This window comes from Candidatus Cryosericum terrychapinii (genome assembly GCF_003570925.1).
GTDB lineage: Bacteria > Caldisericota > Caldisericia > Cryosericales > Cryosericaceae > Cryosericum > Cryosericum terrychapinii.
Window position 1 is genome coordinate 22,318 of sequence record NZ_QXIS01000031.1, and the last position, 14,154, is coordinate 36,471.

The 14,154-nt window shown below is 57.5% G+C and carries 8 protein-coding genes; 4 read left to right on the plus strand and 4 right to left on the minus strand.

Annotation, left to right across the window (positions count from 1 at the left end):
* Positions 1–105: 105 nt before the first annotated feature.
* The 3 genes from SMC7_RS05125 to SMC7_RS05135 all read right to left on the minus strand — a co-directional run bounded on the left by SMC7_RS05125 (position 106) and on the right by SMC7_RS05135 (position 8,954).
* A complete protein-coding gene (locus SMC7_RS05125; protein ID WP_165845161.1) occupies positions 106–5,232 on the minus strand; it encodes an AAA family ATPase in 5,127 nt (1,708 codons plus the stop codon).
* A 564-nt stretch (positions 5,233–5,796) separates the two neighbouring features.
* Positions 5,797–6,594 carry a hypothetical protein gene (locus SMC7_RS05130; protein WP_119089280.1) on the minus strand — a complete coding sequence of 266 codons (798 nt, stop codon included), beginning with the start codon at positions 6,592–6,594 and terminating at the stop codon, positions 5,797–5,799.
* 83 nt (positions 6,595–6,677) lie between these two features.
* Positions 6,678–8,954, minus strand: a complete 2,277-nt coding sequence (locus tag SMC7_RS05135) for a hypothetical protein (protein WP_119089281.1) — start codon at positions 8,952–8,954, stop codon at positions 6,678–6,680.
* A 754-nt stretch (positions 8,955–9,708) separates the two neighbouring features.
* On the opposite strand from SMC7_RS05135, the gene SMC7_RS05140 reads away from it, so the two are divergent.
* The 4 genes from SMC7_RS05140 to mce are packed head-to-tail and all read left to right on the plus strand — an operon-like array spanning position 9,709 to position 13,150.
* Positions 9,709–11,388, plus strand: coding sequence for a methylmalonyl-CoA mutase (locus SMC7_RS05140; RefSeq protein ID WP_119089282.1), 1,680 nt, complete (start codon positions 9,709–9,711; stop codon positions 11,386–11,388).
* A 10-nt stretch (positions 11,389–11,398) separates the two neighbouring features.
* On the plus strand, positions 11,399–11,800 hold the full coding sequence (locus SMC7_RS05145) for a cobalamin B12-binding domain-containing protein (protein ID WP_119089283.1): 402 nt from the start codon (positions 11,399–11,401) through the stop codon (positions 11,798–11,800).
* 4 nt (positions 11,801–11,804) lie between these two features.
* Positions 11,805–12,743 carry a methylmalonyl Co-A mutase-associated GTPase MeaB gene (gene meaB, locus SMC7_RS05150; RefSeq protein WP_119089284.1) on the plus strand — a complete coding sequence of 313 codons (939 nt, stop codon included), beginning with the start codon at positions 11,805–11,807 and terminating at the stop codon, positions 12,741–12,743.
* Positions 12,740–13,150 carry a methylmalonyl-CoA epimerase gene (gene mce / locus SMC7_RS05155; protein ID WP_119089285.1) on the plus strand — a complete coding sequence of 137 codons (411 nt, stop codon included), beginning with the start codon at positions 12,740–12,742 and terminating at the stop codon, positions 13,148–13,150. The genes meaB and mce overlap by 4 nt, the downstream gene beginning before the upstream one ends.
* 79 nt (positions 13,151–13,229) lie before the next feature.
* Here the strand turns inward: mce and SMC7_RS05160 are convergent, their stop codons facing one another.
* On the minus strand, positions 13,230–13,571 hold the full coding sequence (locus SMC7_RS05160) for a hypothetical protein (RefSeq protein WP_119089286.1): 342 nt from the start codon (positions 13,569–13,571) through the stop codon (positions 13,230–13,232).
* Between the last annotated feature and the right edge of the window lie 583 nt (positions 13,572–14,154).

Consider the following 14,154-nt stretch of genomic DNA (forward strand, 5'->3'; position numbering starts at 1 on the left):
CCTAGTGCGACTTCGGTCCCATGGCGAGGAATTTGGGGAGTTGGACGTGTTCGCGTAGGGGAGACTCTTGGATCCGGCCACGAATCTCGCGCAGCATGATAGCCCTCAGCCCTCCCGATCACTCTCCGAGAGAGCTCTTTCAAGCGCCTCGTCAAGAGCAGCTTTGACCGCCGATGTCATGCGAACAAGATCATACTGGTCCAATACTCTCCGATAGAGCTGGTCACGTTCTTTACCGAAGGGTTCTGCTGACATTCCAGGCTCTAGCAGACTCATGATAGCAGCCACTTCTGACAAAGGGATCTCCTCGAAATCGCGTGAGCCTCGCGTTCGTAAGACGACTGGACTACCCTCAGGCATATAAATCACTCGAAGTTCTGGTGCTTCACCCTGAGCCTGGCCAAGTGCCAGAATCCCTTTTCGTGCTGCTACCTGTATGACATGATCGAGGGCCTCTCGAATCAACCGCCCGACCCTGTCAAATCCGGCCGCTCTGGCATACAGGCGTATGAGACGACTGGCAATCATGGGACCCTCTGCGGTTACGATACTGATGAGAACCTCTACTGTGTCTGTCCATGAAGCCACCCGGGGATCAGGTGCCGGTACTAGCTCCCAGCTCTTGTATGGGCGCATGTGTAGTTGGGCAGCTTCTGGAGTGTCTCGCTGCGAGTCAACAGTCTGGATAACCTGGTTCGTGGAATTGTCGTTCGATCTTGGGCCATTGATGAGGCAAGAGAACAGACCCTGGGCTGGTGTATCCTCTACAGACGCCTTCATGTCTTCGACAAGGAATGTTGCGGCAGGCTCGGGAACGGCGGCCACAGGCGTCACTGCAACGGCCGCCGCATTGTGGGGCGAGATGCCCAGTTTGTCCAGCAATGGCCAGAGTTCACTCAGGGTACGCTCCGGGTTTCGGAAGAAGGAACTTCCTCGGACTCGCCAGAACGTCCATCCACAGCGTTCGAGCTGTCTCTGCCTCTCCATGTCCGACACGTAACGGTCAGGACCAAGCCATTGCTCGCCATCGCATTCGATTGCCAATCGAGACTGTGCCCCACTGACGACTAGGTCGATCCGGTAGCCTGCAACCGGCACCTGCGGCACGACAGTGAAACCCCGATTCCGGATCATCTGGTAGACTTCGCGCTCAAACGGACTCTCGAACATGTCGTCCACGGCCGTTCCAGGGCTGGTGGCCAGCCAGCTGACAGAAGGGTGGAGGAAGTAGTTGAGCAACTTGAACCGTGTGTCCTCAGGACTCAAATCGTCCAATGAGACCGAATGGAACAGCCACAGCTGGTCACGGGCTCTGCTTGCAGCGACGTTGAAGCGCTGCTGAGCCCCACGATCTGTCAGAGCCCTGAAATGGTGCTCCTCAGAGACAGCTGCAACCAGACTGAGGAAGACGACGTCCCGCTCATCTCCTTGGAGCGCATATGGGTCACCGCACACCACTCTCCGACGCTCCATCTCCTCTGGCCCGATTTCTCGTATGAGCATCCGGTCAATCTCTGCAGCCTGCCAGGGACCCTGCAGGCTGATGACTCCAAAGGATTTCCCCTTGTAGCGTGGGTCTCTGCAGCACTCTGCAATCTGCTTTGCAATGGCTTGTGCCTCAGGTGGATTGGTGATGCGGGTTTCGGTTCCTCTCCTGTATCCATCTGAGATGTAGCACTCGCACAATGGGTCAAGCCGGTCTTCTCCATATTGGCGCAGTGGAATCAGGGGCTTCGCGGAGTAGCACAACCGGTTCGAGAACTCAATGATCTCTGGCATGCATCGGAAGTGCTCCCGTAGCGTGAGATCTGATGGGTACCAGATCTTCGCAAGGTCGAAGTAGCTGGCGTCTGGCCCCAAGCCACCAGAGAATGGGATATCGGTCAAGTACCTCTTCTGGAGGTCCATGACAGATTGGACGTTTAGTCCAACGTTTGCAGGGCTGATCTGCTTGTCATCACCGACGACTATGACCTTTTTCCCGAGGTACTGCAGAAATGCAGCCTCAACCCCCAACTGACTTGCCTCGTCGACGATGATGACGTCAAACGCATCCTGGCCTGGCCTGACGACATCTGCCACCTGGTAGATGGGCATGATCCATGCTGGTATGGCGGGCCTGGCCACGTCCCAAGCTTGTCGAGCATTCGCGAGCTTCGCAGATGTGTACTTCCCTTTCTGCCTGCCGGCAGCCTGCCAGAAGGTTAGCCAGGCCACCAGTCCTTTGCGCTGCTCCTCCGTCATGCGATGCAGGAAGAATCCCCAGGCCTTCGCTGCCGTTAGCGCTGTGGTCTGCTGTTGCTGCTTCATCTTGAGGTCTGCGGCTTGCCTCGACAGCTCGCGCCCGCGGCTCGAATCTGACATCCGATCAAGCCATCGATCAGCCCGTGTCCATTGCCATGCTTTCTGGAAGGACGGAAGGCGTTCATCCCACGAGGCATCATCTGAGGTTGTTGCGAGACGAGCTCCAAGGTAGGGCGCTGCTGTCTGAAGCTTCTCCAGCATGGAAGCGCGGATCGAGAGCTTCCTACGAACCGCACGATGCTGTTCCAGGTCGCCCATGGCGGAGGCATACTGTGGACAGTCTCCCTTGACGGCAGCCTGCAGCGCAGACTGAACCGCCGGGTGGATACTCGAGTTAAGGCATGCGAGTCTCAGTGCCGAGACCAACTCACGACGGAATCTCTCGGCTTCCACCATCCTCTCGTCGAGTTCCACCTGTTCCGCAATCGCGCACAGTTCACCCATGGCATCGGCTGATGGTGCTACCGGTTGGGATGTTCCGGATTTCTTTGCGAAGTCTCGCCAGAATTCCGTCACCCGCCCTCCGAGGTCCAGCACATTCTTCAGCATCTCCGTCTCTTCTTCGATGATGGCGAGTACTTGTGTTGCTGACAGGCTCCCCAGATCGACGAAGGATGACCATTGCTGACGGAGTGACTCGACGGTACCTCGGGTCTTGAGACAGCGAACGAGGTACATGACGGAGTCGGCAGATGTGCACCGGCGGCCATCGATACAGACTCGGTCGATGATGTAGCATGCGTGCTTGACATCAGCTGGAAGAAGGAGCCGCATGCCGATTCTACGGCCACGTTCCCACCTGTCCAGGAGCACCTGCGTATCGGCGAGCAGACGCTGATCGTCGTCCTCCTCCACACCGCTGATGGGTGCTACCATGCACGCCTTCCAGTCAAGATTGGACTTGAGCTTGTCGATTTGCCCTGTGCTTGAGTCCAGTAGCGATTTCCACAGCGCTGATTGACCGCTCAGGACGTCGCTCAATGCCCGACCAGTCCAGACAGTGTTCCTGCCCGTCAACGATTCCCACTCTGCGGAGAGGATGCGCGCTTCTGACAGCAGCGACGTCCGCTCCTGCAGATGCAGTCCAGCAATACTGCCATACAGTGGTTTTTCGCGTAGTCTACCTCGAGTTCCTGCCGAGACTCTTGCTTTCTCTTCAGCATCGAGGCAGTCTTGGAGGCGCTGGGCGCTTGGGAACGACTCTGCCTCTGGGCACGCCCTTGTCGCCTGCTTCTCGACGTCTGGCGTGGCCCATCGGATGAGACTCAGTAGCTCCTGCATTTGGCTGTTGGATAGCGGAGGGTCAGCGTCGGGGATCGCGAAGTCCTGTAGCCATGAGTACTGGGGTTCCTCCTCGGCAAGGGTAGTGGCAATCTCTGTGAGCGTTCCACGGTACCCTTCGATACCCGTCGAGACGTCGCGTGTCTCGCTCTCACGTACCATGCGGAGTTGCAGCTGACACTCGGCCATCTCGGCGCGTTCTTGCTCCAGTTGGTGATAGAGTGACGCCACCTCCGTGTTGTAGGCGTCCACGTTCCATCCCTCTCTCCGGCTGAGGATCCCGGTCACGATGCTCTCGACTGACATTGCAGACGTGCGATCTGTTCCCAGCACCGATATGCACAGGCTTCTCATGTCTTGAGGTATCATGTCCTGGAGGACCCGTAGGGCACGAGGGGCTTGACTCGTGACCAGCACTCGTTTTCCCTGTGCCAGGAGGTGGCACACCAAATTCGCAATTGTATGCGATTTTCCCGTCCCCGGGGGACCCTGCACGACAAGACCATCAGCTCCCGCCAGCCTCTCGAGAATAGCTCGCTGCTCTGCGTTTGACGGCAACGGGAAGAGCGGTTCACTGACAACTTCATCACCCAGTCCAGTGTCCGTTCGCGCCGGAGACGAGTCCACCACGGAAATGATCCTCTGTACTCCTGCAGGCAAGGCCTCCTTGGTCTGGATATCGGCCACGATACTCTCGTAGGCACGGACGAGTCCCAACTGTGTCCTCTGCCGGATGACAAGGGCGGGACTCCAGGAGACGATGGGCTTGGATGTGACTTCGTCAGCATGCCGGAGCTCATCCTCGTATCGCCCATCCGGCGACACGCCGTTTACCCAGGACCGCAGAATCACCCCCACGCCTTCTCGGTCCCACACGCGATCGCCCAACTGATCAACCAGGTCACCGAGAGCCAGCTCGATTCTTGTCTCCGGGCGGCTATCCCCGTCGAGCATATCTTCTTCGAGCTTGACGCCAGAACTGTCATCAGGCTGGCGGACTCTGATGACCCCCTTGTCGGCGTCGAATTCCACGCTGACGGCGGTCACGAGCAAATGTCGCCTTACCTCTTGGTTGTTCGGAGTCTTCCATTGAAGGAACCCCAGAGCCAGTACCAGCTCGTAGAGCTCGCCCAGCCGCTGCTGCTTTGTGTAGAAAGAGAACAGCTTCGTGTACACTTCCTGCACGCGCACCAAGGGGCGCTGCTTCTCTGCCCAGGGCCACCAAGCGTGTTCAATGTAGCTATCCCAAGCTTTGCCAATTTCCGGAAAGTCCACCAAATGTAGACTGTCATCGTTAGCGGTTCCATCGGATGTATCAGCGATGTCTGTGAGGAGCTCAGGGACGTCGATCCACGGATCATCCAAGGATCCCGGGCGGATCCACGGCCACAAGGTATTGGGAGGAGTAGGCAAGGGCAGGAGTCTCGGTTTGCGGGCTTCAATTAGCGGGCCAGGTGCCGTCTGGGACTGCTCGCCGAGCAGACAAGAGTAGCACAGAGCGTTCGATTGAGGCAGGTCTGCAAGCCAGAAGTGGTCCTCGAAGTCCGATATCGAGTAGGTTGTCTTGGTTCGCAGGAGAGCTAGATCCTTCAAATAGGTAAACAGACGTATTGCTCTGCCCCGCAACTCCTGAGCCTCGATCTGCATTGATCCCTCCTCTAGGATGGTCGCTTCTGTGTTAGCGAGTATAGCACTGAACCGAATCCCGGCCACTACGTGGCACTGCAAGCCCCAACCTGCGATAGACGCAGTGTCAGCAGCCGCGTGGGCAAGCGAGCACTTCGTGCGTTGAGACCCCACAAAGCGGTATGCGGTTGGCACGACCCAACCCTTCTGCATGGACGTGAAGCATCTTCAACACCAGATTCCAACGTAGTTGCTGTCCTGTCTGGGGGCATCTTCCCGGGAGGCGGCCCGTGCCTTTGCTCTCTGCCTGAGTGAAGACTCCTGATTTGTCTTGACTGCTGGACCGAGTGACCCCATGGTCAGCGACGGGACTGCGTCTGAGATTCACGACGTATGTCACAGACAAGTGCTTAGCAGTTGACATGGAGGGCATACCGTTACGATCCACACCGTATCCCCCGGTTCCACCCTATGGAGTTGACCGCCCGCGGAATGTCCCAGCAGTCCCCATTCCTGAACGTCGACAGTCTCGGGTCTCCAGTATGTCAGGTAGTCCTTTGCCATGTCATCCTCCTTGGACAGGGCTCATCTCAGTTCGTAGTCCGCGATAACTGCAGAGTGATCACTGTGCGCCGCAATGGACTCCTTGTATGGATACTGGCAGTCAGTTACCTTCCACTTCCTGGGCGAATGCATAACGTAGTCGTACCGTCTATCCGCCAGTTTCTTCTTGTAGGACAAGGCAAGGGGGTCTCTCTTGATGTCTCCGCCCGTGCTCTTCAGATAGGCAACGTACGAGTCTTTCAGGTGATGTACCTTCTGAGGTCCCATGATCAGTGACATCTTTTTGACTCGACCTCTATCGCCGTGCGAGGAGAATACTATCTTCTCGACCTTCGAGCTGTCTTCATTCGGCTCGTTCCCATCGAAGCAAAGGAAGTCAAGCTTTGCTCGAAGCTGCTCAAGATAGTCAGCGATGGATGCGAAGTTGCTGGACTTGGCCTTGAGGTACCCGGATCCGGTCAGCGAGTGGAAGGCAACCACCCGGATGGGCCCAAAGGGACCGCCAAGCAGCACGGAAAGCGTCCGCTCCGGGAATAGCGCACGATCGATCAACTCCAGGGTAACGATCGGGAGTCCGAGTGCGAGAACCGCAACGCCTATTGCCCGCTCCCGGCCCTCGTGGTGCCCGGGCATGCGCATATCGAGACTGAAACAGGACGGGGCAAGGGGAAAGAACTCGGTCAGACGGTCATAGGCAGAGCGCGTGACTTCCTCCAGGCACAAGATTGTCGGGCCTTGAGCGACTCTCTGCTTGAGGAAGGTCTTGATCGCCGGCGATCCAGACTTCTTGATGTTCCACTGTATGACGCGAAGCTTCATGTCTCTACACCACCCTAGCCCACATAGATAACCGTGACGTCACCCAACGTAGACACACAGACTACTTCCCTGCCGGGCGCGCGTCAGGTCGGCCACGTTGCCGTCATCAACGCATGAGCAAAAAACCTCCATGACTCAAGCACTTCAACATTTGGCGTCAGGGATCTAGGCCATCTTCCTCGCTGATGCATGGCATCCTCTAGCGTTCGATAAAGGAAGCTCCCTTCCCCAAAGAGCCGTAATGCTCTCTCGTGGTCATCGACTGCAGTCCTGAGATCACCCAGAACGCTGTCTCCCTTTGGCGCCTGAATTCCTCTGACCATCAGGAAGCCAACTGCTCCGATCGCGACGAGAGATTGAGAATCTTCATGGTCGTGCACGTCACCGCTTGCCCGCCAGAGATCGAAGTCCCACAGGTCACTCTTGGCCATCCCTTGTGCCAAAGCGTAACCCCTGAGGAATCCCCTCAAGTCAACCGTGCCCAGTCCCATATGCCCTGTGCCTATCAAGCTTATGGGGAAATGCGGACTCAAGATATCGTTCGTGGCGAGACCGTAGGCGATGAGCGACGCCGCTACGCGAAGGTCGCCGACGGCATCGCCGATCAAGCGACCTGCGTCGCTCTGCGATGTAGGTACGTTGTTGCATAGTTCGTAGATACTCTGCAGCGCTGGCCGAGATGGTTTGGCGTTCCGGGGCAGAATCGAACAGGTCTCATCTAGCTTGTCTGCAACGTACTTGCCAAAATCCAAGTCCTCTACTGCCCGATACAGGATCATGCAGAATTTCAACAGAAGAGCGTCGATCTCGGTGACGAACCATGGCCAGCTCCCTTGCCATTCCTCAGTACGCTCCAGGCTACTAGATACGCTGTAGAGCAACAGAGCAAGCATACGGACGTGGAACTCCGCCATGTGTCGATTCCGAGTCCCAGCCGGCTCGTCCTTCCGACTGACTCCCATCTCGACAGCTTCTCGCGCCATGAGTGCGCAGCTGCGGCGGAACGGTCGATTTGCCTTGTACTGCTCCGCAAGCACCGCAAATTGATACGGTATCGGTTGGAGACACTCGAAGACGTCGTCATAACGTGTTCTCCTCGCAGACAGCACTATGGCGTCGGCATCGGACATGAGGTCGTCGAGTTCGCTCCATTCAGGCTCCCCTTCGTAATCCCTCTTGGGCTGATGTGCTTCAGCTGCGCAAGACGACTCATAGGTCGTCGCCACAGCCAGAAACTCCCCAAATAGCCGCCTGAACGCTGTCTCTGCTATGACGGCATCGTTGATCGAACCCGTTTCAAGAGACCTTAGTGCTCTGTCGCGGAGCTCTCCCCTTTCTATCGCCACATCGCTCTCAAAGGTGGCCGTCCCGTTTCGGATGGCATAGCTTTCCCTGAGGCCCGATTCCTGAGATGCAGAGAGCCCTCCATTACGCAGATGATCCTTGCGCACGCCTAGGAGCGCATCCCCAACCTCCAGTGACCGACCCGGAGCCTCGAAGAAAACGACGACTGGAAGGGCTGCTGAAGGAGTCCTGCTTGCGCCGCCATCAGTGCCGATCTCTTCTATACCTCCGTCTCCGCCGCCCGGGCCAACCCCGGCTGTCTCTCGGACGTGTGGCGCTACGTCAGTCTTCAATCCGACCAGACGACGCTTCAGTCTCCCAAGGTTGATGTCCTCGATCCGGCCAGACGTCGTAGATGCCACCAAAACGTGGGTACTGGTCACCTCGCAGGATATCAGGGGAATGTATCGGAAGGACAGTCTGGCATCAAAAGTGTCAATCCAGGCCCGGAATTGGACGTACCTCTGATGATACTTGGCTGATCCAGACACGACAGAAGAGAATCTCAATCCAAGGACGCCTGTGTATTCGTTCCAGTACCTGCTCGGACTGAGCAGCATCGAGAGCACTCGGATGAGCATCTTCGCCAACACGAAGGCGCTCAGCAAAAGGCCCATCCCAACCGACAGGGGGCAAAGCCAGTACCTCCCCAGGACCAACATCACGAGCCACGCCAGCAGCTCAAACAAAGCTCCTTGAACATCACCCCCGCGGAGGAGCGTTCTGAGCCGCATCGTGTCCGACCTCGAAATCGAAGCGATGAGGATGAGGACGGACCCGGCGAGCCCGAGCATTGCTATCTGGAACCCGGACGCGAGCGCAACGTATGCGTCGGGAACCCAAGTCACGAAGTAGAAGTGAGGCACAATCAGAATTACGCCGTACGCAATCAAGGTTCCCGCCGTTGCTAACCAGCCATGCAAACGCGTGCCATTTATCCTTTCGGCCTGGTCCTTCTTCATTGTGCCGCTGGCATTGAGAGTCGTCACGAAAGCCTTTGGTTTCGGGTTCGTCAAGGTTCTTGCACCAGTTGAACCGCGTCGATCTGTCTTGCCACTTCTTCCCCCTTCGAGAGAATGCAGCAACACCCGGCTGCTGCAGGACTATCCCAATCTACTCTCGCATATCATACTACCGTTTGTCGGCTTTTGTGCCAGGCTTCGACCCCGTTTCGCCACGCAACTTGACTGATTTTTCGCACCCCAAGTGGTTGTGTCCGAAGCTGTCCGGCATAACTTCGTGTTAGTGTATGGAGCCGACACCACCTGTCATGGTATCTCATGCGGAATGCGGTATCTGTCTCTCGTGTTACTTCTCTCTGACGGCGATGAGGCTACGCCGAGTACCGCCTCCAAGACCAGCTTGAATAGTAGCGTTGTCGATGGGTCACAGGACTGCCTGTTCGCCCCTATTTCCACCACTACTGATCCACTGACAGGACGACTGTTGGAAGTGAGGTAGCCGCTCCTTGTTCCAGTAGCGAACCAACTTGCAGTCATCGCCGTGATGCTTCAGGGGGAGGCGGGCAACCTCTACGGTGCATCCTCGGGACAGAAGGACGAGAAGGAATGGATTCCCGCCTGCGCGGCGAAAGCACCCCTCGCATGGGAATAAAGTGCTCGGGGGAATGACGGACCAAGGAGTCACCCACGCCAGAGTCGCCGCGCAGGTGGTGAGGTCCTCGTTTCCTGCTATACTTTCTCGGAGACGAGCATGGGGTGCCATGACGCCCTAGGCCTACCATGGACGTGTCAAAGGCGAGGTGAGCGAATGGATGACAAGGAACGTGCGGAGACACTGAAAGCTGCAACATCGAAGTGGCAGCGGGGTGCTGACAAGGTTCCCGCCGGCAAGACATGCAAGGCCTACTCGGACTGCACGACGAGTTCCGGCATCGACGTCAAGTTGCTGTACACGCCCGAGGACCTTGGCGAGATGGACTACATGCGCGACATTGGGTTCCCCGGAGAATACCCGTACACGAGAGGATACCAGGCCACGATGTATCGCGGCCGCCTGTGGACCATGCGTCAGTACGCGGGATTCGCGACCGTCGAGGAGTCCAACCGCCGGTACAAGTATTTACTGAACCAGGGCCAGACCGGTCTGTCCATCGCGTTCGATCTTCCAACTCAGCTGGGCATGGATGCAGACCATCCACTCTCGGAGGGTGAGGTCGGCAAGGTCGGCGTGTCGGTCAGTTCGCTGGCGGACCTGGAGGTGCTGTTCGATGGCATCCCGCTCGATCAGGTCAGCACGTCCATGACCATCAACGCTCCTGCCGCGGTTCTGCTGGCGATGTACATCGCGCTTGCGAGGCGCAAGGGCATCAGTGCAGACAAGCTGAATGGCACGATTCAGAACGATATCCTCAAGGAATACAGCGCTCGCGGCACATACATCTATCCGCCGGCTCCGTCAATGCGCATCATCAGTGACATCTTTGCCTATTGCTCCAAGGAAGCTCCCAACTGGAATATGATCAGCATCAGTGGCTATCACATGCGTGAGGCCGGATGTACTGCGGTCCAGGAGGTCGCATTCACGCTCGCCGACGGGATAGCCTATGTTGACGCTGCCGTCAAGGCAGGACTCGATGTCGACAGTTTTGCGGCCCGCGTTTCGTTCTTCTTCGATGCGCACAACAACTTGCTGGAAGAAGTCGCCAAGTTCCGCGCTGCCCGCCGAATGTGGGCGCGGATCATGAAAGAGCGGTTCCATGCAAAGAATCCAAAGAGCCTGATGCTGCGTTTTCACACGCAGACGGCAGGCTGCACGCTTACAAGCCAGCAGCCGGACAACAATGTCGTGCGTGTGACGCTGCAGGCGCTTGCCGCAGTGCTGGGTGGTACCCAGTCACTCCATACAAACAGTCGTGACGAGGCCCTGTCGCTGCCGAGCGAGGACTCGGTGCGCATTGCCCTCCGGACACAACAGATCATCGGGTACGAGTCGGGAGTGGCCGATACGGTCGACCCTCTTGCAGGCAGCTACTTCGTGGAATCCATGACCAACCGCATCGAGGAAGAGGCCTTGAAGTACATCGCCAAGATCGATGAGCTCGGCGGGGCGGTAAAGGCTATCGAACGAGGGTTCATCCAGCAGGAGATCCAGAACAGCAGCTATCAGTACCAGCTGGAAATCGAGTCAGGCAAGAAGGTCATCGTCGGCGTCAACAAGTTCCAGGTCGAGAACAAGCCATTCAAGAACCTCATGCACATCGACTCCGCCCTCTATGAGAAACGGCACAAGGAGCTGGCTGCGATGAAGAGCCACCGCGATGCTGCCAAGGTCGAAGCTGCCCTCGCCCAGGTGAAAGCTGTCGCCGGCGGTGATGCAAACCTGATGCCTGCAATCATCGACGCGGTCGACGCATATGCGACTCTCGGTGAAGTCTGCGACGTGCTGCGCTCCGTGTTCGGCGAGTATCGGCCGGACGCGTCGTTCTAAGGAGGAGACCATGGAACAGAAGATCAGAGTCCTCGTAGCAAAGCCTGGCCTGGACGGGCACGATCGCGGAGCCAAAGTCCTGGCAAGGGCCTTCATGGACGCGGGCATGGAAGTCATCTACACCGGCATTCGCCGCACACCCGAGCAGATCGCGGAAGTCGCTGTGCAGGAAGACGTGGACGTGGTTGCCCTGTCGTGCTTGTCGGGAGCGCACAACACGCTGTTTCCCAAGGTCGTTGACTTGCTGAAGGAGAAAGGAGCCGACGATATCCTGGTCATGGGCGGAGGGGTCATTCCTGAAGACGACATCCCGTTCCTCAAAGAGCATGGGATCAGTGAGGTTTTTGGACCGGGAACTCCACTCGCCACCTGCGTGGACTACATTCGGAGCCACGTGAAGAAGGAAGCCTAGTCAGGTGGACGTCAAGCTGGGTGTCCTGGCAGGCGATACGAGAGCGGTCGCGCGTGCGATCACGTGGGTTGAGAATGGTGATCCACGCGGCGCCGAGGTGATCCGTGGCGTCTATGCGAGTACAGGACGCGCCTACATTGTTGGACTGACCGGTTCGCCCGGCGCGGGCAAGAGTACCCTGGTTTCGCGACTGGCGGCATTGCTGGCGGCTCGTGGGCAGAAGGTCGGCATTCTGGCGGTCGATCCCAGCAGTCCCTTCTCGGGTGGGGCAATCCTGGGCGACCGGGTCCGTATGTTCGACGTTGCTCTCACACGCGATGTCTACATCCGCAGCATGGGAACCCGGGGGGCACTGGGCGGCCTCAACCGTGCCACTCGGATGGCGGCCCGCATCCTTGATGCAGCGGGGTTCGACTGGATCTTTGTCGAGACCGTTGGCGCGGGTCAGGCCGAGGTTGACGTACACGATGTCGCCTATACGACAGCCGTTGTCATGGCACCTGGCATGGGAGACGATATCCAGGCCATGAAGGCAGGCATTATGGAAATCGGGGACCTGTTCATCATCAACAAGGCGGACCACGATGGAGCAGACCGTACGGCAACCCAGGTCGAATCTGTCCTGCAACTGTCGATGACGACGGGCTGGAATCCACCCGTACTCAAGGTGTCGGCCGAACTGAACACAGGTATCGACAACGTTGTGGACACGATCGAACGGCATCACACGCATCTCGTGGCCTCTGGGAAGCTGGACGCACTCAAGATACGGATGGCCAAGCTCGACGTGCTCGAGATTCTCAAGGCGCGCCTGGCAGATATGATGAAGCAGCAGTTGGAGCAGCCGGCCGTGCAGGTCGAGCTGGAAAAGGTCGCCAGCAAGCAGAGCGACCCGTACTCGCTGGCAGACATCATCTTTGAACAAAGTTGGAGGAACACATGAACATCAAGAACATCGATCATATCGGAATTGCTGTTACCAGCATACAGGAGTCACTGTCATTCTGGCAGGCTTCTCTGGGTATCGAGCCGCACGGTATCGAAGAGATACCTGAGCGGAAACTGAAAACGGCATTCCTGCCTGTGGGCAACACAGACATCGAGTTGCTGGAGGCTACCAGTGCTGACAGCTCCATCGCCAAGTTCATCGAGAAGCGCGGCGAGGGTCTGCATCACATCGCGATCCGAGTCGACGACATTGAAGCGACTCTCGCGGAGCTGAAAGCCAAGGGTATCCAGTTGATCGACGAGACGCCTCGCAACGGCGCGGGCGGTGCCCGGATAGCGTTCGTTAGCCCCAGGTCAACACACGGTGTTCTGCTTGAGTTGTGCGAGAGGAAACAGAAGTAGCGCAGAGGATATCTTAAGAGCAAGCGCCCCGGGAAACCGGGGCGCTTGTGATTCACGCGACTATGGTGCGATGGAACGTCTAGAACACAAGGGGAACGTAGCCGTTTCGGATGCACTCCGAGATGATGCCCCCCACCTGATCGATCTCGCACCCCAGGCTCTTGAGAGCGTCGCTCACGGCCACCTCTTCTGCGAACTCCTTGCAGGCCATGGGATGAGCCGTAACCTTGAAGACCTCCGCACCAAGGTCTCTGATCTCCTTGTCCTCGCTGAGAAGTCGTTCGATTGGGCCAAACAGAACGACGCGCACATCATCAAACACATGGTTTTCATGAGTGTTCTTGGCAAACATCAAGCCTGCCATGGCTTTTTCGCGCTCGGCCGTAGAGAGTATGATCAAGATTTTGCGTACTGGCTCCATTCCTTGCCTCCTGTTCCCCGGCGAGCATGCGCCAGGTCGGAAATCTGTGTTTAGGAATCCAAATACCACTATACATATAGTAGTGTAGCATTTTGCGTCAATGACTCCACGGGGCAAGTCTGTGAATGGCAAGGCGCCTACTTGTCCAGATCACTGACGTGTCAACTCACGCAGGCACGGAGGTGGACCAGCACTCGTTTACGGAGGCAGTTCACCTCTATGCTGGATGAGTCGATGCAGCACTTGACCCGTTCGGTGCCACGGCTATCCTGAGAGCAGGATCGTGCGAGTTCCCCACTTCTCGCGCGTGTGACCAGAGAACTCCCATTCGACGAAGTCAAGGAGTGCGAATGCAAAGAGCATGCGCAAGACAGTCGCGGGCAGTCCGGGGGACTTGCGTCGCCAAACGTGGCCCGGAAACAGGCAAGAGGGGCGATCATGGTTGACAAGGAAATCCGTTCAGGTGAGGCTGCCGTAGTGCAGAAGCAGGCGCTGGCATCATCCCTGTCTCTGCTCAAGGCCACCATGGAATCGACGGCTGATGGAATCCTCGTGGTGGACCTAGCCGGACGCATTACACTAT